Source organism: Variovorax sp. W1I1, from assembly GCF_030815625.1.
Lineage (GTDB): Bacteria > Pseudomonadota > Gammaproteobacteria > Burkholderiales > Burkholderiaceae_C > Variovorax > Variovorax paradoxus_C.
In genome coordinates this window covers 1,996,072-2,013,752 of the sequence record NZ_JAUSWZ010000001.1, presented here as the reverse complement: position 1 = coordinate 2,013,752, position 17,681 = coordinate 1,996,072, and the positions used below count along the sequence as shown (strand labels likewise).

General features: G+C 66.1%; 16 protein-coding genes and 2 tRNA genes. 10 read left to right on the top strand and 8 right to left on the bottom strand.

Going from position 1 to position 17,681, the window contains the following annotated elements; translation table 11 throughout:
* Position 1 precedes the first annotated feature (1 nt).
* From pstB to pstS, 4 genes are read right to left on the bottom strand one after another with little or no spacing between them, the layout of a single operon-like run.
* Positions 2 to 781, bottom strand: a complete 780-nt coding sequence (pstB, locus tag QFZ83_RS09585) for a phosphate ABC transporter ATP-binding protein PstB (RefSeq protein ID WP_013540926.1) — start codon at positions 779 to 781, stop codon at positions 2 to 4.
* A gap of 19 nt (positions 782 to 800) precedes the next feature.
* Positions 801 to 1,685, bottom strand: a complete 885-nt coding sequence (gene pstA, locus QFZ83_RS09580) for a phosphate ABC transporter permease PstA (RefSeq protein WP_013540925.1) — start codon at positions 1,683 to 1,685, stop codon at positions 801 to 803.
* Positions 1,682 to 2,761: a phosphate ABC transporter permease subunit PstC gene (pstC, locus tag QFZ83_RS09575; RefSeq protein ID WP_307505422.1), complete on the bottom strand. Its 1,080-nt coding sequence runs from the start codon at positions 2,759 to 2,761 to the stop codon at positions 1,682 to 1,684. Before pstC ends, pstA begins: the two co-directional genes overlap by 4 nt.
* A gap of 33 nt (positions 2,762 to 2,794) precedes the next feature.
* Positions 2,795 to 3,829: a phosphate ABC transporter substrate-binding protein PstS gene (gene pstS / locus QFZ83_RS09570; protein WP_306878303.1), complete on the bottom strand. Its 1,035-nt coding sequence runs from the start codon at positions 3,827 to 3,829 to the stop codon at positions 2,795 to 2,797.
* 252 nt (positions 3,830 to 4,081) lie between these two features.
* Here pstS and QFZ83_RS09565 point away from each other — a divergent pair, with 252 nt between their 5' ends.
* Complete coding sequence (locus tag QFZ83_RS09565) at positions 4,082 to 5,602, top strand: Ppx/GppA phosphatase family protein (RefSeq protein WP_307505419.1); 1,521 nt, start codon at positions 4,082 to 4,084, stop codon at positions 5,600 to 5,602.
* 7 nt (positions 5,603 to 5,609) lie between these two features.
* On the opposite strand, the gene QFZ83_RS09560 is transcribed toward QFZ83_RS09565, so the two are convergent.
* The 3 genes from QFZ83_RS09560 to QFZ83_RS09550 all read right to left on the bottom strand — a co-directional run bounded on the left by QFZ83_RS09560 (position 5,610) and on the right by QFZ83_RS09550 (position 9,302).
* Positions 5,610 to 6,071: a histidine phosphatase family protein gene (locus QFZ83_RS09560; RefSeq protein WP_306879022.1), complete on the bottom strand. Its 462-nt coding sequence runs from the start codon at positions 6,069 to 6,071 to the stop codon at positions 5,610 to 5,612.
* 19 nt (positions 6,072 to 6,090) lie between these two features.
* Positions 6,091 to 8,229 (bottom strand): polyphosphate kinase 1, encoded by a 2,139-nt coding sequence (ppk1, locus tag QFZ83_RS09555; protein ID WP_307505416.1) that lies wholly within the window; start codon positions 8,227 to 8,229, stop codon positions 6,091 to 6,093.
* Between the two features lie 179 nt (positions 8,230 to 8,408).
* A complete protein-coding gene (locus tag QFZ83_RS09550) occupies positions 8,409 to 9,302 on the bottom strand; it encodes a GNAT family N-acetyltransferase (protein WP_307505413.1) in 894 nt (297 codons plus the stop codon).
* A gap of 144 nt (positions 9,303 to 9,446) precedes the next feature.
* Between QFZ83_RS09550 and QFZ83_RS09545 the strand changes: the two genes are divergently transcribed.
* The 5 genes from QFZ83_RS09545 to QFZ83_RS09525 all read left to right on the top strand — a co-directional run bounded on the left by QFZ83_RS09545 (position 9,447) and on the right by QFZ83_RS09525 (position 12,482).
* On the top strand, positions 9,447 to 11,126 hold the full coding sequence (locus QFZ83_RS09545; protein WP_307505410.1) for an FAD-dependent oxidoreductase: 1,680 nt from the start codon (positions 9,447 to 9,449) through the stop codon (positions 11,124 to 11,126).
* A gap of 37 nt (positions 11,127 to 11,163) precedes the next feature.
* On the top strand, positions 11,164 to 11,427 hold the full coding sequence (locus QFZ83_RS09540; RefSeq protein ID WP_307505407.1) for a UBP-type zinc finger domain-containing protein: 264 nt from the start codon (positions 11,164 to 11,166) through the stop codon (positions 11,425 to 11,427).
* Between the two features lie 103 nt (positions 11,428 to 11,530).
* Entirely contained in the window at positions 11,531 to 12,235 is a 705-nt protein-coding gene (locus QFZ83_RS09535) for a glutathione binding-like protein (protein ID WP_306878312.1), read from the top strand.
* Positions 12,236 to 12,281: 46 nt separating this feature from the next.
* Positions 12,282 to 12,358: transfer RNA gene (locus QFZ83_RS09530), tRNA-Pro, on the top strand.
* 47 nt (positions 12,359 to 12,405) lie between these two features.
* Positions 12,406 to 12,482, top strand: a tRNA-Arg gene (locus QFZ83_RS09525).
* 198 nt (positions 12,483 to 12,680) lie between these two features.
* On the opposite strand, the gene QFZ83_RS09520 is transcribed toward QFZ83_RS09525, so the two are convergent.
* Entirely contained in the window at positions 12,681 to 13,286 is a 606-nt protein-coding gene (locus tag QFZ83_RS09520) for a hemerythrin domain-containing protein (RefSeq protein WP_307505404.1), read from the bottom strand.
* A 314-nt stretch (positions 13,287 to 13,600) separates the two neighbouring features.
* Between QFZ83_RS09520 and QFZ83_RS09515 the strand changes: the two genes are divergently transcribed.
* The 4 genes from QFZ83_RS09515 to QFZ83_RS09500 all read left to right on the top strand — a co-directional run bounded on the left by QFZ83_RS09515 (position 13,601) and on the right by QFZ83_RS09500 (position 17,671).
* A complete protein-coding gene (locus QFZ83_RS09515; RefSeq protein WP_307505401.1) occupies positions 13,601 to 14,620 on the top strand; it encodes an AraC family transcriptional regulator in 1,020 nt (339 codons plus the stop codon).
* Between the two features lie 222 nt (positions 14,621 to 14,842).
* A complete protein-coding gene (locus QFZ83_RS09510) occupies positions 14,843 to 15,583 on the top strand; it encodes a nitroreductase (protein WP_307505398.1) in 741 nt (246 codons plus the stop codon).
* Complete coding sequence (locus tag QFZ83_RS09505) at positions 15,580 to 17,232, top strand: AMP-binding protein (RefSeq protein WP_307505395.1); 1,653 nt, start codon at positions 15,580 to 15,582, stop codon at positions 17,230 to 17,232. The genes QFZ83_RS09510 and QFZ83_RS09505 overlap by 4 nt, the downstream gene beginning before the upstream one ends.
* A complete protein-coding gene (locus QFZ83_RS09500; protein ID WP_307505391.1) occupies positions 17,225 to 17,671 on the top strand; it encodes a MaoC family dehydratase in 447 nt (148 codons plus the stop codon). Before QFZ83_RS09505 ends, QFZ83_RS09500 begins: the two co-directional genes overlap by 8 nt.
* The last annotated feature ends 10 nt before the right edge of the window (positions 17,672 to 17,681 follow it).

The following is a 17,681-nucleotide window of genomic DNA, read 5'->3' as shown; positions in this document are numbered from 1 at the left end:
CTTAGCCGAAACGGCCGGTGATGTAGTCCTCGGTTTCCTTGCGCTGCGGCTTGAAGAACATCTGCTCCGTCGCGCCGAACTCGATCAGGTCGCCCAGGTACATGTAGGCGGTGTAGTCGCTGCAGCGGGCGGCCTGCTGCATGTTGTGCGTCACGATGACCACGGTGTACTCGTTCTTGAGCTCGGCGATCAACTCTTCGATCTTGGCGGTCGAGATCGGGTCCAGCGCGGAGCACGGTTCGTCGAGCAAGAGCACTTCAGGCTTGATCGCGATGCCGCGCGCAATGCACAGGCGCTGCTGCTGGCCGCCGGAAAGGCCCGAGCCGCTTTGCTGCAGCTTGTCGCGCACTTCGGTCCAGAGCGCGGCCTTCTTCAGGGCCCACTCGACGCGATCGTCCATCTCGCTGGCCGAGAGGTTCTCGAACAGCTTCACGCCGAAGGCGATGTTGTCGTAGATCGACATCGGGAACGGCGTCGGCTTCTGGAACACCATGCCGATCTTGGCGCGGATGAGTGCGACGTCCTGCTTGGAGGTGAGCAGGTTCTCGCCGTCCAGGGCGATCGTGCCCTCGGCGCGCTGCTCGGGGTAGAGCTCGAACATGCGGTTGAAGGTGCGCAGCAGGGTCGACTTGCCGCAGCCCGACGGGCCGATGAAGGCCGTGACCTTGTTCTCGGGAATCTCGAGGTTGATGCCCTTGAGCGCGTGGAATTTGCCGTAGTAGAAGTTCAGGTCCTTGACCGAGATCTTCGAGCGCGACGGTTGTGCGACGGTGTTTGGCATGGGAGATCTTCTTCTTCAATCAGTGTTTGTTGCGCGTGAGGACCCGCGCCAGGATGTTGAGGGCGAGCACGGCGACGGTGATCAGGAACACGCCGGCCCAGGCCAGCTGTTGCCAGTTCTCGTACGGGCTCATCGCGAACTTGAAAATCGTGACCGGCAGGCTGGCCATCGGCTGGCTCACGTCGGCGGTCCAGAACTGGTTGTTCAGCGCAGTGAAGAGCAGCGGCGCGGTTTCGCCCGCGATGCGCGCCACGGCCAGCAGGATGCCGGTGACCACACCGGCGCGTGCGGCGCGCAGCGTGATGCTGATGATGACCTTCCACTTCGGTGTGCCCAATGCGTAGGCCGCTTCGCGCAGGCCCGGCGGCACCAGCTGCAGCATGTTCTCGGTGGTGCGGATCACCACCGGAATCACGATCAGCGCGAGCGCCAGCGCGCCGGCCAGACCCGAGAAGGTCTTGAAGTAGGCCACCACCACGGCGTAGACGAACAGGCCGATCACGATCGAGGGCGCCGACAAGAGGATGTCGTTGACGAAGCGCGTGACCGAGGCGAGCCAACCCTTGGGGTTGTACTCAGCCAGGTAGATGCCGGCCATGATGCCGATCGGCGTGCCCACGAAGGTGGCGAGCATCACCATCACGAACGAGCCGAAGATCGCGTTGGCGATGCCGCCCACTTCGTTCGGCGGCGGCGTCATCTCGGTGAAGGTGGCGAGCGCGAGGCCGCCCAGCCCGAGGCGCAGCGTTTCCCAGAGAATCCACACGAGCCAGAACACGCCGAACACCATCGCGGCGAGCGAGAGCGTCAGCGCGATCTTGTTGACGCGGTTGCGCGAAGCGAACCGGGCCTGGCGCGTTTCGGCGAGCGCCTTGGCGCTGATGAGGTCTTGCGCGGTGCTCACGATTTGGTTCCTTCGCTCTTCTTCATCTGGGCCAGCAACACCTTCGAGAGCGTCAGCACGACGAAGGTGATGAAGAACAGCACGAGGCCGAGGTACATCAGCGCAGCCTGGTGCAGGCCCGCGCCGGCTTCGGCGAATTCATTGGCCAGCGCCGAGGTGATGCTGTTGGCAGCCTCGAACACCGACAGCGAGTTGAGCTGGTTCATGTTGCCGATCACGAAGGTGACCGCCATCGTTTCACCCAGCGCGCGGCCGAGGCCGAGCATGATCCCGCCGATGACGCCGGCCTTGGTGTACGGCAGCACGACCTTGGAGACGACCTCCCAGGTGGTGGAGCCGAGGCCGTAGGCCGACTCCTTCAGAAGCGGCGGCGTCACCTCGAACACATCGCGCATCACCGAGGCGATGAACGGGATGATCATGATCGCCAGGATGATGCCGGCCGACAGAATGCCGATGCCCACGGGCGGGCCGGACACCAGGGCGCCGAGGTACGGCACGCCGGCGAGCAGCTTCTGCAGCGGCTGCTGCACCCAGGTCGAAAGAATCGGGCCGAACACCAACAGGCCCCACATGCCGTACACGATGGACGGCACGGCGGCGAGCAGTTCGATGGCCGTGCCCAGCGGGCGCTTGAGCCAGTTGGGCGACAGTTCCGTCAGAAAGAGGGCAATGCCGAAGCTCACCGGCACCGCGATCACCAAGGCGATGAACGAGGTGGCCAGCGTGCCGTAGATCATCACGAGGCCGCCGTACTCCTCCTTGACCGGGTCCCACGTGCTGTTGGTGAGGAAGCTGAGGCCGTACTTGGAAATGGCGGGCCAGGCGCCGACGATCAGCGACAACAGGATGCCGATGAGCATCGCCAGCGTCAGCAGCGCGGCGCCCTTGGCGGCCCAGCCGAACAGGCGGTCGGCCATGGGGCCGGAACGCGGCGCCTTCACCGGCGGTGGCGGCGCAGTGGCGCGGCCACGGTCGGCCGCGAGGTCGTACGAGGCGGCAGCAGGAAGAGTGGATGACACGGGTCGCTCCGGCAAAGACGAAAGCGGCGCGTCCTCGAGCGAAGTGCTGCTCATGGATGCGCCGTTCTGGACTGGTGAGTGGGTTGCTTACTTGAACGCGACGGGCTTGCCCGATGCGTCCTTCACTTCACCCCACGACTTGGCGATGGTGGCCTTCACAGCGTCGGGCATCGGCACGTAGTCGAGGTCGTCGGCGGTCTTGTCGCCACCCTTGTAGGCCCAGTCGAAGAACTTGAGCACGGTGGTCGCATTGGCGGGCTTGTCCTGCACCTTGTGCATCAGGATGAAGGTCGCGCCGGTGATGGGCCATGCACCCTTGTCGGCCTGGTTGGTCAGCACTTGGTAGAAGCTCTTGTTCCAGTCGGCAGCGGCAGCGGCGGCCTTGAAAGCGGTGTCGTCGGGCGAGACGAAATTGCCGGCGGCGTTCTGCAGCTGGGCGTAGGTCATCTTGTTCTGCTTGACGTAGGCGTACTCGACGTAGCCGATCGAGTTGGGCAGGCGGTTCACGAAGGCTGCGACGCCTTCATTGCCCTTGCCGCCCGCGCCGGTAGGCCAGTTCACGGCCGTGCCTTCGCCGACCTTGGTCTTCCACTCGGCATTGACCTTGCTCAGGTAGTTGGTGAACAGGAAGCTGGTGCCCGAACCGTCGGCGCGGCGAACCGGGGCGATGGCAGCGTCGGGCAGGGCCAGCGAGCCGTTCAGCGCCTTGATGGCGGGGTCGTTCCACTTGGTGATCTTGCCCAGGTAGATGTCGCCCAGGACCTGGCCGTTGAGCTTCAGTTCGCCCGGCTTGATGCCGGTGATGTTGACCACGGGGATCACGCCGCCGATGACGGTGGGGAACTGCATCAGGCCCTTGGCCTGGAGTTCGTCGTCCTTCAGGGGAGCGTCCGACGCGCCGAAATCGACGGTCTTGGCTTCGATCTGCTTGAGGCCTGCGCCCGAACCGACCGACTGGTAGTTGATCTTGACGCCGGTGGCCTTGTTGAAGTCCGAAGCCCACTTGGCATACAGCGGTGCCGGGAAGCTGGCGCCGGCGCCGGTCACGTCTTGGGCGAGGGCGGGAATCGAGAACAGCGCGGCCACGAGACCGGCGGTTGCAAATTTGAACGTCGTTTTCATGAAGCTTCCTTTAGAAGTAAGAAGTAGTCCCTTTCGGGCTTGGGACGGACTCTAGAAAGCTTGTGTGACATCCATATGACACCCTGCTGTCGAGGGAAAATGCCTGTGTTTCCCTCTTCGGCCGTGTGACGCTGTCACACAACCGTCATGGGGCGCGCCTAGCCTTCCCGACCTCGCCGCCGAGCGATTCGGGAGGTGGCGCGCCTGTCACGGCGCTACGATCAAAGCAACCGCCCTCTTCACTACAACTACATGCAAAACGGCACCCGCCTCGCGGCAGTCGATCTCGGCTCGAACAGCTTCAGGCTCGAAATCGGGCAGGTCGACCACGGCCAGATCCACCGCACCGAGTACCTGAAGGAAACAGTGCGCCAGGGCAATGGCCTGGACAGCGCCCGCAATCTCACGACCGAAGCCATGCAGCGCGGCTGGGATGCGCTGGCGCGTTTCGGCGAACGGCTGGCCGGCTTCAAGCGCTCGCAGGTACGCGCCGTCGCCACGCAGACGCTGCGCGAAGCGCGCAACCGCGAAGAATTTTTACTGCGCGCGCGCACCATCCTGGGTTTCGGCATCGACGTGATCCCGGGCCGGGAAGAAGCCCGTCTTATCTACCAGGGCGTGGCGCACATGCTCCCGCACACCGACGCCTCCGACAACGAACGCCGGCTGGTGGTCGACATCGGCGGGCGCTCCACCGAAATGATCATCGGTCGCTCGCTCCAGGCCGAGCTGGTGGAGTCGTACCGCGTGGGCAGCGTCGCTTGGTCGATGAAGCACTTCGCCGAAGGCCAGTTCACCCCCGCCGCCTTCCGCGCCGCCGAAGTGGCCGCCAAGGCGGTGCTCGATGACGCGCTCGGCAGCTATACCCGCGACCAGTGGGACGTGGCCTATGGCGCCTCGGGCACCATCGGCGCGGTTGGCGACGTGCTGGCCGCGGCCGGCGCGGAGCCCGGCCTCGTCACCCGCGAGGGCCTCGATTGGCTGCTCGACCGCCTCCTCAAGGCCGGCAGCGTCGACAAGCTGCGGATCGACGGCATGCGCGAAGACCGCAAGGCCGTGATCGGCGGCGGCGTGAGCGTGCTGCGCGCGGTGTTCGACCTGCTCGGCATCGAGGAAATGAAGGTCGCCCAGGGCGCCCTCCGCCACGGCGTGCTCTACGAATTGCTGGAACGCGACGAGAGCGTGGCCGACATGCGCACCGCCACGGTGGCCCGGCTCGCCACGCGTTTCGCGGTCGATGCCGCACAGGCCAAGCGGGTGGGCGATGCCGCCGCTTCGCTGTTCGTGCAGCTCGCCCCCGCCGCGCGCGGCGGCAGCACGTCGAACCGCGCCGGCCGCGCGCTGCGCAAGCTCGGCTGGGCCGCGCAACTGCACGAGATCGGCGCGCTGGTGTCGCACAGCGACTATCACAAGCACGGCGCCTACATCCTCGACAACACCGACGCGCCCGGCTTCGCGGTGAACGAATTGCACGCGCTCGGCCAACTGGTGCTGGGACAGCGCGGCAAGCTGCGCAAGCTCGAAGCCGCGCTCGATGACGAGACGTTCGTGATGCAACTGCTGGCACTGCGGCTGGCCGTGATCCTCTGCCATGCGCGCCGCGACCCCGATCCTCAAGCGCTGCATCTCGCGGCACTGGGCGCGCGGGCGTTCACCATCGTGTGCGCGCCCGATTGGGCCGATGCCTATCCGCAGTCGGCGCACCTCCTGCGCGAAGAAGTGCTGGCCTGGCAGAAGACCAGCAACTGGCGCGTGGAACTCAGCGGGGCTTGAGCCCGGCTTAAAGGAGTTCGGGCGACTGCACCGTCACCACGACGGTCTGCACGTCGCCGTCGCGCTCGCGGGAGCGGATCCACCACAGCGCGCCCTTGCGCACCGGGCAGCTGTCCTGCTTGAGACCGAGCAGCAGCGAGATGGCCTGCCCCACCGAGGGCTGGTGGCCGATCATCAGCACCACCGACTTGCCGTTGGGCCAGCCGGCCGCGCCGAGCATGGCTTCGGCCGTGGTGTCGGGCGCCAGTTCGCTGCGCAGCTTGTACTTGCGGCCCAGCGCCAGGGCGGTCTGCTCGCAGCGCCGCGCGGGGCTGCAGATGATGCGGGTGCCATCGGGCAATTGCCGATCGAGCCAGCTGGCCATGCGCTTGGCCTGCTTTTCGCCGCGTGCGGTGAGCGAGCGCTGCAGGTCGTCGCAACCCTCGGTCCAGTCCTCGGCTTCGGCGTGGCGCCAGAAGATCAAGTCCATGGTCATCGTCTTTCGGTCTTCAGTTGCTGGATGCATCGCCGTGATGCCCTCGCGATGCATACCGGTTCATGAGCGCGGTCTGGGCACCGTGGGCCTCGACGGCGCGCGATGCGCCCTCCTCGCCCGCATTGGTGTCCCGGTCGACGCGCGTGTAGATGCCGTCGCCGCCCAGGTCCCAGGCGTCGCGGCCGTCGTGCAGGTAAGCCACCAGGCACTCGTCGATGAGGCGCTGGCGCAGGCTTGGGTCGGTCACGGGCCAGGCGAGCTCGATGCGCCGCATCATGTTGCGGTTCATCCAGTCGGCGCTCGAGAGATAGAGCGACTCGTCCTCGCCGTTGCGGAAATAGAAGACCCGCGAATGCTCGAGGAAGCGCCCGATCACCGAGCGCACGCGGATGTTGTCGGTGAGCCCCGGCACCTGTGCCGGCAGCGTGCAGGCGCCGCGCACGATGAGGTCGATCTTCACGCCCTTCTGCCCCGCGAGGATGAGCGCGGTGATCAGCCCTTCGTCGGTCAGCGCATTCATCTTGGCGACGATGCGCGTGGGCTCGCCGTTCGATGCGGCCAGGCCCAGCGCGTCGATCTGCGCAACCAGGTTCTTGTGCAGGTCGAAGGGCGCAAGCCACATGCGGTTCAGCTTGGGAAGGCGGCTCTGGCTTGCCAGGTGCACGAACACCGCTTCCATGTCGGCCGTGAGCAGCGGATCGGCCGTGAGATGGCTGATGTCGGTGTAGAGCTTTGCGGTGCGCGGGTTGTAGTTGCCGGTGGAAAGGTGGCCGTAACGGCGCAGCTGCTTGCCCTCGCGGCGCGTCACCAGCAGCATCTTGGCGTGGGTCTTGAGGCCCACCACGCCGTACACCACCTGCGCGCCGATCGACTCGAGCATCTCGGCCCAGTTGATGTTGGCTTCTTCGTCGAAGCGCGCCTTGAGCTCCACCACCACAGTGACTTCCTTGCCCCGGCGCACGGCTTCGCGCAGCAGGTCCATCAGCTCCGAGTCGGCGCCGGTGCGGTAGATGGTCTGCTTGATGGCCAGCACCTGCGGATCGAGCACCGCTTCGCGCAGGAACGCGAGCACGCCGTCGAAGCTCTCGAAGGGCTGATGGATCAGCACGTCGCTGCGCTGCAGTCGCTCGAAGAACGACTGGGCGGGCGACAGCGTGACGGGATACGACGCCGAATACGGCGGAAAGCGCAGCTGCGGCTCGTCGATCAGGTCGATGAGCTGCGTGAGCCGGGCCAGGTTCACCGGTCCGTGCACCCGGTACAGCGATTCGGGCGGCAGGTTGAACTGCGCCAAGAGGAAGCTCGCGAGCGATTCGGCGCAGCTGGCAGACACCTCCAGGCGCACGGCCTGGCCATAGTGACGGTGCTGCAAACCTTGGCGCAGCGCGGTGCGCAGGTTCTTCACGTCTTCCTCGTCCACCGCGAGATCGGAGTGCCGCGTGACGCGGAACTGCGAGAAGTCGCCCACCTCGCGGCCCGGGAACATGCTCGACAGATGGGCCCGCACCACGCTCGACAGCGCCACGAACAGCGTCTTGCCGTCCGACACCTTGGCCGGCATCTTGATCAGTCGCGGCAGCACGCGCGGCAGCTTGACGATCTGGATCGGGTTCTCGCGCCCGAAAGCGTCCTTGCCGCCCAGCCGCACGATGAAGTTGAGCGACTTGTTGGCCACCTGCGGGAACGGATGCGCCGGGTCCAGCCCGACGGGAATCAGCAGCGGACGCACTTCGCGCTCGAAATACTCGCTCACCCATTTGCGCTGCGCCGGATTGCGCTCGCCGTGCGAAATGATGTGGATGCCGTGCGTCGCGAAGGTCGGCATCAGTTCGTCGTTGTACAGCGCGTACTGGCGTGCCACCAGCTTGTGTGCCGCCTCAGCCAGCTGTTCGAACGAATCGACGGTGTAGGTGCCCTTGTGGTCGCCGGCGTTGCCGGCGATCAGGTGTGGCGCGGCGCGGACCTCGAAGAACTCGTCGAGGTTCGAAGACACGATGCACAGGTAGCGCAATCGCTCGATCAGCGGGACCTCTGGCCGGTGCGCCCAGTCGAGCACGCGCTCGTTGAACGACAGGATGCTGTGGTCCCGGTCGAGCAGGGAGAAAGTGGGCGCCGCAACGGCGAGCGACCGGTCTGCGGGGGCTGGTGACATGGACACTGATTCTGGAGCAAGCGGCACGGGAGCAAACGTAGGCGGAAATATGACAGTGTCGATGTCATTTGTGACAGTTGAATGACGCTCGCGTGACGCGGCGTCCCCTGTCCTGTGCGGCTCCATCATGCCCGGCGGGTGGGCGGGCGGCCCGTCGTCAGGACGGACGGCCGCCGGTTTCATGCGCCGAGAAAGTGCTTGCGGTAGCGCGCCGGCAGGTCGTCGATGCGCATCAGCATCGGCAGGTCGGCGGCGTTGAAGTCCGGATCCCAGGCCGGTGCGCCCAGCACCTTGGCACCCAGGCGCAGGTAACCCTTGATGAGTGCCGGCGGCTCCACGTCGAGCGTGCTGTCCAGCCGCTCGACCGGCAGCGGAAGCCGTGGCTGCACCTGGTACTGGATCGGCGCCATGTGGCTGGCCGAAACCTGCCGCCAGATGCTGGCCGCCGCGTCACCATTCGTCACACCGTTGTGTGACATCGGGATGCTCGCGCAGCCGATCATGGTGTCCAGCTTGTTGCGGTGCATGAAGCCGGCCAGTGCGCCCCACAGCGCGAGGATCACCCCGCCTTGGCGATGTTCGGGATGCACGCAGCTGCGGCCCAGCTCGACCATGCGCTCGCGCAGGTCGCGCAGGCGGGTCAGGTCGAATTCGGTGTCGCTGTAGGTGCTGCCGACGCGGCGCGCCTGCGCCGGCGTCAACACCCGGTAGGTGCCGATGACCTGGTTCGTGAGCTCGTCGCGCACCAGGAGGTGCTCGCAGAAATCGTCGAACAGGTCGATGTCGTGACCGGCCAGCGGCGAGGAGACGCGCGCGCCCATTTCGCCGACGAACACGTCGTAGCGCAGGCGCTGCGCGGCGCGCACGTCGTCCAGATGGCGGGCCCAGCCGACCGTAATGCCCTGCTTGGCTTCGACGGGCGGGGGAAGAATGACGGCGGGTGCCTGCGGCACCGACACACGGGCCGCGGTGGAAGCACCGGCGGCGACAGCGACGGCCGTGGGCGCAGGCCACAAGGCCGCGCGCAGCCCGAGCTGCGAAAGCGGAAACGTCGGGTTGGGCAGTTCTTTCATGGGGAACCCTTTCTGCCGAGGGAGTCTCCGCACATGCGATGAAGGCGGCGTGTCAGGAAGATTGCACGCGTATGACGGTGTTACAGCCGGTCCAGCGCACTTCGTCGTTTAATTCGGTGAACCCGCGACATGGAGCTTGGACACATGGCCACCACAGCAAACGGCACCGACAGCAGCCGCTTTCACCAGACCTTTCCCGTCCTCAGTGACACCGAGATTGCGCGCATCGCACGCTTCGGCAGCGTGCAGCAATTCGCGCGCGGCGAGCGACTTTTTACCGCTGGGGAAACCGGCCCCGGCATGTTCGTGCTGCTCAAGGGCGTGGTCGCCGTCACACAGCGCGACGGGCTCGGGCGCGTGGTGCCGATCGTGCGGCAGGGTCCGGGCGAATTCCTGGCCGAAGTCGGCCAGTTGAGCGGCCGCCCCGCCCTGGTCGACGGGCATGCCGACGAAGACGTCGAGGCGCTGCTCGTGTCGCCACAGCAACTGCGCGCATTGCTGGTCGCCGAAGCCGATCTGGGCGAGCGCATCACCCGCGCGCTGATCTTGCGGCGCGTGGCGCTGATCGAATCCGGCGCGAGCGGGCCGGTGTTGATCGGCAAGCCGCAGTCGGCCGACATGGCGCGCCTCGAAAACTTCCTGCGACGCAACGGCTATCCCTATCACCTGGTCGACGCCGCCGAAGACCCCGATGCCGCCGCACTGCTCGAGCAATATGGCACCTGCCAGTTGCTGGCCGTGTGCCCCGACGGCTCGGTGCTGGTGAACCCGGCCGAGGACGCGCTGGCGCGCTGCCTCGGCATGGTCGACACCGTCGAGCACAACGAGCTGTTCGACGTGGCCGTGGTCGGTGCGGGGCCGGCCGGCCTCGCCACCGCGGTGTATGCCGCCTCCGAAGGCCTGCGCGTGATCGTGCTCGACTGCCGCGCCTTCGGCGGCCAGGCCGGCGCCAGCGCGCGCATCGAGAACTACCTGGGCTTTCCGACCGGCATCTCGGGGCAGGCGCTCGCGGGGCGAGCCTTCGTGCAGGCGCAGAAGTTCGGTGTCGAGATGCTGATTCCGGCGAAGGTCACCTCGTTGGACTGCTCGCGCGAGAACGAGCGCGAAAGCCTCGGCATCGCGCTGGCCGACGGCCGCACGATCCACGCGCGCACCGTGGTCATCGCGAGCGGCGCGCGCTACCGGCGCCCCGACGTGCCGCGCCTTGCCGAATTCGAAGGCCGCGGCATCTGGTACTGGGCCTCGGCCATCGAAGCGAAGATCTGCTCGCAGCAGGAAGTGGCGCTGGTCGGCGGCGGCAACTCGGCGGGCCAGGCGGCGGTGTTCCTCGCGCGCCACGCGGCCAAGGTGAACGTGCTGGTGCGCGGACCGTCGCTCGCTGCCAGCATGTCGCGCTACCTCATCGACCGCATCGAGGCCACGCCCAACATCGAGCTGCAGCCCCACACCGAACTCGTGCGCTTGCACGGCAGCTCCGACGAAGGCCTCACCGGCGCGACGTGGCGCTGCCACACGAGCGGCAACGAGCACGACTGCCCGGCACGCAACATCTTCCTGTTCGTCGGCGCCGAACCCGAGACCTCGTGGCTCGAGGGCTGCGCGGTCGCGGTCGACAAGCACGGCTTCGTGCTGACCGGTGCGGCGGCGAGCAGCGGCTTTCCCGCGCGGCCGGCCACGGCGCTCGAATCCAGCGTGCCTGGCGTCTTCGCCGTCGGCGATGTGCGCTCGGGCTCGGTCAAGCGCGTGGGTGGCGCGATCGGCGAAGGTGCGGCGGCGGTGGCGCTGATTCATCAGCACCTGTCGCAGACGACGGCCGTGGCCTGACCTGCTTTTTCAATCAAACATCCATAGGAGTTCTTCGGTGCCCATCAAAGCCTGCGACCACGTGCCCGCCACCATCGCGCCACCCCACACCGCGCGCGGCTGCGAAGACTGCCTGAAGACCGGCGACACCTGGGTGCACCTGCGCCTGTGCGTGCATTGCGGCCACGTGGGCTGCTGCGACTCGTCGAAGAACCGGCATGCCACGCGGCATTCGCAGGCCGAAGGGCATCCGGTCATCCAGTCGCTCGAGCCCGGCGAAGACTGGATGTGGTGCAACTCGCACCAGCTGCAGGTGGGCTGAAGCGCACTGCCGCAAGGCGAATTCCCGCGCTGGCACGGGTTTGGAATCGCACGTATATGCTGCGGCCCTCCCCTCATACCCATCCCCTTCCGGAGCCCGAGACATGCCCGCATCGCCCATCGAGGTCTATTCCTGGCCCACGCCCAACGGCCACAAGGTTCACGTCATGTTGGAGGAGTGCGGCCTGCCCTACCGCGCACACCCGGTGAACATCGGCAAGGGCGACCAGTTCGCGCCCGAGTTCCTGCAGATCAGCCCCAACAACAAGATCCCCGCCATCACCGACCCCGACGGTCCGGACGGCAAGCCGATTTCGCTGTTCGAATCGGGCGCGATCCTCGTTTACCTCGCGGGCAAGACCGGCAAGTTCCTGCCCACCGGCGACCGCGAACGTTATGACGTGCTGCAGTGGCTCATGTTCCAGATGGGCGGCGTCGGCCCGATGCTCGGCCAGGCGCATCACTTTCGCTTGTACGCGCCCGAAAAAATTGCCTATGCGATCGACCGCTACACGAATGAAGCCAAGCGCATCTACGGCGTGATCGACAAGCAGTTGTCGAAGAACAAGTTCATCGCCGGCAAGAGCTATTCGATTGCCGACATCGCCATCTTCCCGTGGCTGCGCAGCTGGGAAAACCAGGGCATCACCCTCACCGACTTCCCGCACCTGAAGGCCTGGTTCGACGGCATCGCCGCGCGTCCGGCCGTGCAGCGCGGCGTGAAAGTGCTGGCCGATCTGCGCCAGCCGCTCACCGGCGACAAGGAGCGCCAGGTTCTTTTCGGCAAGACTCAATACGAGAAACGTTGAGAAAATCCGGAACCGGTCGATATCCGGGCTAGAATCGAAGGCTTGTCGGGGTGTAGCGCAGCCTGGTAGCGCATCTGGTTTGGGACCAGAGGGTCGAAGGTTCGAATCCTTTCGCCCCGACCAAGTTTTCTTTTAAGTGTTTTCGTTTTTGCTTCTGTCCGGCCCGGAATCTGCCCGTAGCTCAGTTGGATAGAGCACCTGCCTTCTAAGCAGGTTGTCGGGGGTTCGATCCCCTCCGGGCAGGCCAATCCCTTATTTCATGCAGTTTCACGCTGCCGCGGAACTCGCACTTCTCACAGGGTGGCGGGTTTTTCTTTGCCTCTCGAAATATCGGCCGCCCGTTTCAGGTTTCGCAAACCCAGACGGATTTGCAGCCAGTGCCGGCAAACACCGGAAAGCAGCGGCGTTCGACGCGAGCCACACCGCCGCTTTCTTCACACCGCACTCAAAGGCTCCTGCCAAGCCTGCGCGCCGAACCGAGATAACCGGTACGCCGCGCAACCAACAGCCCGACCGCAGCGAGCCCCACCATGGCGATCGCCGCGGTATTGCCCGAGGCAGCCCGCCCCATGTCGAGCGCGATCTCACCGCTGCGCGGCCCGACGAGTTGCAGGCGGCGTTTGGTCATCCGCATGCCAAGTTCGCCCAGTTCGTCGGCCAGGAGGCGCTCGGCCTCGGGAATCACCAGCGTTTCCTCGTCCGCGACATGGTGCATCACATCGCGCATCAGCTCGGCCACGGTGTCGTCGTAGTCGCGAGCCTCCGGCTCCATCTGTCGCAGCAGGCCGATCAGTCGCCGCATTTCCTGGTGCTCGTCGAGTGATTTGGCGATGAGTTCGTTCTGCGTGACTGCGCGCACTGCCGGATAGAAGATTTCCTCCTCGAGCTGCGCGTGCACTTCCAGGGCGGTGCACATGGTGTTCACCAGCCCTTTCTTCACGCGCACGGGCGCGCTGGCCTTGTACTGGTGGAAGGTGGAGAGCACGTGCGTGTGATCGAGCCGGATCATGTTCGTCGCGCTCGGAAAAAGGCGTGACACAAGTTTCGTCATGAAGCCTCCTCTGTCAGGGGGCGGCGCCGAGCGCTTCCACAAACTCTTCCTTCACCGACGCCGCGGTGGTCGGCATCGGGCTCTGAGCGTTTGCTGATGGGCATCGTGGGCTCCGCTGGATGTATCAATGAATCGGGAAAGTCGAACGTGGAGCCGGCGGCCGGCCCCGTGCGTAGGAAAGTACCGTGTCCGCATAGCAGTGCGGACTACCCTTCGAAACATGCGGCGACGTCCGGCCGAGAGTTCCCGCGGGTCGCGGCTGAAATGCGCTTATAAAGCGCTCGCCCCCATCATTGATTCTTAAGCGAGCGCGTATGAAGTCCGCAGGCTTGAAAGGCACCGTGTCCATCGAACTGGTGCACGAGGCGATCTACGCCGCGGTGCTCCGGAACATGGACATCAGCAGCGTCCTCGAAAGCGCAAAGATCGATCGCGAGCTGTTGAACGCGCCGCGTGCGCGCATCTCGGCGGCTGCGTACTCGCGCATGTGGGTGGCGATGGCCGACCTGATGAACGACGAGTTCTTCGGCCTGGACAGCCACGGGCTCCGGCGGGGCAGCTACGCGCTCATGACGCGCGCGGCGGTCAACGCCGACAACCTGGCGCATGCGCTGCGCCGGATCCTGAGGTTCCTTCATTCGACCCTGGACGACTTTCGCGGCGAGCTCGTCTGCGACGGCGACGAGGCGCGCGTCGTCCTGCATGACGGCGGCGTGCTGCGCCGGCTGTTCGGCTATGGCACCTGGTTCATCCTGGTCCACGGATTGGCATGCTGGCTCGTGCACAGGCGCATTCCCCTGCGCGAGATGCAGTTCCGGTGCCCGCCTCCCGGCGATGACAGCCACTACCGCACGCGCTTCTGCGAGAACCTGAAGTTCAACGGCGAGACCACGCACATCAGCTTCGCAAGCGATCTGCTGGACCTGAAGATCGCGGAGTCGCCGGCAACGGTCGACAACTTCCTGAAGGCGGCGCCGGCCAACCTGCTGGTCAAGTACCGCAACGACGCGAGCACCAGTGCGCAGGTGCGCAACAGGTTGCGCAGCCAGGTGCCCGATGCATGGCCGGAACTGGAAAAGCTCGCACAGGAACTCTGCATCTCCGGCACTACGCTTCAACGCCGCCTGCAGCAGGAAGGCGTGAGCTACCAGCGGGTGAAGGACGACTTGCGGCGGGACATCGCCATCGACCTCCTGTCGAGCGCATCGCTGACCGTGGCCGAAGTCGCCGCCCGCACCGGATTCCAGGAAACCAGTGCCTTCCATCGCGCCTTCAAGAAATGGACAGGCGTGAGCCCCGGCGCCTATCGCTCGTCTGCGCCCACGCGGGAATAAGCCGAACCTTTCGGCGTTTGCCAGGGGCGCCGGCATGTCCGAATGCCCCATCCAGATCGAGACGCGCGGGCATGGAAGCGGAGCGCCTGCAGAACTAACCTCCTTTCGAAATCGCATCTCGCGATAGCCAAAACGCCAGAACGACAGGAGACAACATGCAGCACCTCGGCCGTGACCGCGACGGGGCGATTCGCCCGGCGTCGACATAGCAAGGAAACCGGAATGAACCGAACGATGGCGTCGCCGCTGGATGCAGAGGCGTTGCGGGGAGCGGTCGACTGGGCCATTGCCACCCGACGCAGCGTCAGGGCGTTCCTGCCCCAGCCGGTGCCTAGGGACGAGATCGAGGCGATCCTCTCGACCGCGCGCTACAGCGCCTCCGGCATGAACATGCAGCCCTGGCATGTGCATGTGCTGACGGGGCCTGCAAAGGCCCGTCTGTCGGCTGCGATTGCCGTGCTCGACGATGATCCCGGCCGGTCGGGCGAGCTGCTCGAGCCCTACGACTACTACCCGCGCGAATGGTTTTCGCCGTACCTGGAGCGGCGTCGCAAGGTCGGCTGGGACCTCTACGGATTGCTCGGCATCGCCAAGGGCGACAAGCAGCGCATGCACCTGCAGCACGGGCGCAACTACCGCTTCTTCGATGCGCCCGTGGGCCTGTTCTTCACGGTGGACCGCGAACTCCAGGAAGGCAGCCTGCTGGACTACGGCATGTTCCTGCAGAGCGTGATGGTGGCCGCGCGCGGCCGGAACCTCCACACCTGCCCGCAAGCCGCCTTCCTGAAATTCCATCGCCAGATCGCGGGCCTGCTGGGCATTCCCGCCGGCCAGATGCTGGTCTGCGGCATGAGCCTGGGCTACGCCGACCCGTCGTCGGTCGAGAACTCGCTCGTCACCGAGCGCGAGCCCGTGTCCGCCTTCACCACATTTCACGACACCCCCAAGGAGACCACCGCATGAGCGCGCCATCCTATGCACAGGGCCTCGAACGCTGCGCGGCGAATCATGTGCCGCTCACGCCGCTGGGCTTTCTCGACCGCGCCGCCCTGGCACATCCGAACCGCGTGGCGGTGGTGCACGGCGAGCTGACGCGAACCTGGGCCGAGACGCGGGAGCGCTGCCATCGGCTGGCGTCGGCGCTGGCGATGCGAGGCATCGAGGCGGGCGACACCGTGTCGGTGCTCGCGCCCAACACACCGGCCATGCTGGAGGCCCACTTCGGCATTCCGCTGGCCGGCGCGGTGCTCAACGCGATCAACCATCGGCTGGATGCCGAAGGCATCGCGTTCATCCTGCGCCACGGCGAGTGCAAGTTGCTGCTGGTAGACCGCGAGTTCGCCGCCACGGTGGCCGCGGCCCTGAAGCTCCTCGACCGCGCGCCTGCGGTCATCGACATCAACGACCACCTCGCACCACCGGGCGAACCCATCGGCGAGACCGACTACGAATCCTTGCTGGCGAGCGGGGACGCTGACTTCTCCGGCCGGTGGCCCAGCGACGAGTGGCAACCCATCGCCCTGAACTACACCTCCGGCACCACCGGAGACCCGAAGGGCGTGGTCGCCAGCCACCGCGGCACCTACCTCATGAGCCTGCTGCAGATGACGAACTGGGCGATGCCCCGGGCGCCGAAGTATCTGTGGACCCTGCCCATGTTCCACGCGAACGGATGGTGCTTCACCTGGGCCGTGACCGCGGCCGCGGGCACCCATGTCTGCCTGCGCCGGGTGTCCGCCGAAGCGGTGCTGGAGGCCATCGACCGGCACCGGATCGATCACCTCTGCGCAGCACCCGTCGTGATGGCGATGCTCGCGGACGCGGCCAAAGACACCCGGCTGCCGCGCCCCGTGCGCGTGCTGACCGCCGGCTCGCCGCCGCCTCTCGCCGTGCTGAATGCGGTGCTGGCGATGGGCTTCGACGTGGAGCACGTCTTCGGCATCACGGAGGTTTCGGGGACGCCGGTGAGCTGCGTGTGGCAGGACGGCTGGGACGATCTTGCGCCCGCCGAGCAGGGCGCGCTGCGGGTGCGCCAGGGCGTGCGCGCCGCCATGTTCGAGGGCCTGATGGTCGGCGATGCCGACACCCTCGAGGCCGTCGTGCCTGACGGCAGATCGGCGGGCGAGCTCATGCTGCGCGGCAACACCGTGATGATGGGTTACTTCAAGAACGAGGCGGCAACGCGCAAGGCGCTCGCCGACGGCTGGTTCCGCACCGGCGACGTCGCGGTTTTGCATGCCAACGGGTATGCGCAGATCACCGACCGTTCGAAGGACGTGATCATCTCGGGCGGCGAGAACATCTCGTCGGTCGAGATCGAGGACATCGTCCATGGACACCCGGCGGTGCTGCATGCGGCTGTGGTGGCTCAGCCCGACGAGAAATGGGGCGAGGTGCCCTGCGTGTTCATCGAACTCAAGACCGGTGTCGCCGCGCCCACCGAGCAGGAGATCATTTCGTTCTGCCGGGAGCGGCTGGCGCACTTCAAGTGTCCGCGCCGGGTGATCTTCACCCCGTTGCCGAAGACGGCCACGGGAAAGATCCAGAAGTTCCGCTTGCGCCAGCAGGCCGGAAGCCAGGATGCCATCACGCGGCTCGCGAGCCATGGCTGAGTTCGAAGCCGCCGCGGCCCTGGCGCCGGTCGGACCGGGCTACCGCTTCTCGCGACACCACACTTTCGACGAAGCGCAGGTGCGGGCCTTTGCGCTGGCCGCGGGAGACGAGAACCCCCTGCACCACGATGCGGCGTTTGCACAGGGCACGCGCTTCGGCGGATTGATCGCCAGCGCGACCCACACCACCTCGCTGTTGATGGGGCTGACCGGCAGCCACTTCGGCAAAAAGGGAAAGGTGCTCGGGATGAACTTCTCCGTCGACTTGCTGCGTCCCGTGCGGGCGAGCGAGACAGTGCTCATCGAGTGGCGCGTGACGTCGATGGCCGCGCATTCGAAAGGCGGCTGCGTCCTCGAACTGCAGGGTGCGATCAAGAGCGCGGATGACCGGACCAGTGTGCTTGCGCAGGGGACGGTGCTTTTCACGCCTGCCTCGTGAGTGCAGTTTC

Excerpts from the sequence above, each read along its gene's own strand:
- QFZ83_RS09510 (WP_307505398.1), top strand. The coding sequence starts at position 14,843 with ATGAACCGAACGATGGCGTCGCCGCTGGATGCAGAGGCGTTGCGGGGA.
- QFZ83_RS09500 (WP_307505391.1), top strand. The coding sequence starts at position 17,225 with ATGGCTGAGTTCGAAGCCGCCGCGGCCCTGGCGCCGGTCGGACCGGGC.
- QFZ83_RS09520 (WP_307505404.1), bottom strand. The coding sequence starts at position 13,286 with ATGACGAAACTTGTGTCACGCCTTTTTCCGAGCGCGACGAACATGATC.
- QFZ83_RS09550 (WP_307505413.1), bottom strand. The coding sequence starts at position 9,302 with ATGAAAGAACTGCCCAACCCGACGTTTCCGCTTTCGCAGCTCGGGCTG.
- QFZ83_RS09535 (WP_306878312.1), top strand. The coding sequence starts at position 11,531 with ATGCCCGCATCGCCCATCGAGGTCTATTCCTGGCCCACGCCCAACGGC.
- ppk1 (WP_307505416.1), bottom strand. The coding sequence starts at position 8,229 with ATGTCACCAGCCCCCGCAGACCGGTCGCTCGCCGTTGCGGCGCCCACT.
- pstB (WP_013540926.1), bottom strand. The coding sequence starts at position 781 with ATGCCAAACACCGTCGCACAACCGTCGCGCTCGAAGATCTCGGTCAAG.
- QFZ83_RS09565 (WP_307505419.1), top strand. The coding sequence starts at position 4,082 with ATGCAAAACGGCACCCGCCTCGCGGCAGTCGATCTCGGCTCGAACAGC.
- QFZ83_RS09515 (WP_307505401.1), top strand. The coding sequence starts at position 13,601 with ATGAAGTCCGCAGGCTTGAAAGGCACCGTGTCCATCGAACTGGTGCAC.
- QFZ83_RS09560 (WP_306879022.1), bottom strand. The coding sequence starts at position 6,071 with ATGGACTTGATCTTCTGGCGCCACGCCGAAGCCGAGGACTGGACCGAG.
- pstS (WP_306878303.1), bottom strand. The coding sequence starts at position 3,829 with ATGAAAACGACGTTCAAATTTGCAACCGCCGGTCTCGTGGCCGCGCTG.
- QFZ83_RS09545 (WP_307505410.1), top strand. The coding sequence starts at position 9,447 with ATGGCCACCACAGCAAACGGCACCGACAGCAGCCGCTTTCACCAGACC.
- pstC (WP_307505422.1), bottom strand. The coding sequence starts at position 2,761 with ATGAGCAGCACTTCGCTCGAGGACGCGCCGCTTTCGTCTTTGCCGGAG.
- QFZ83_RS09505 (WP_307505395.1), top strand. The coding sequence starts at position 15,580 with ATGAGCGCGCCATCCTATGCACAGGGCCTCGAACGCTGCGCGGCGAAT.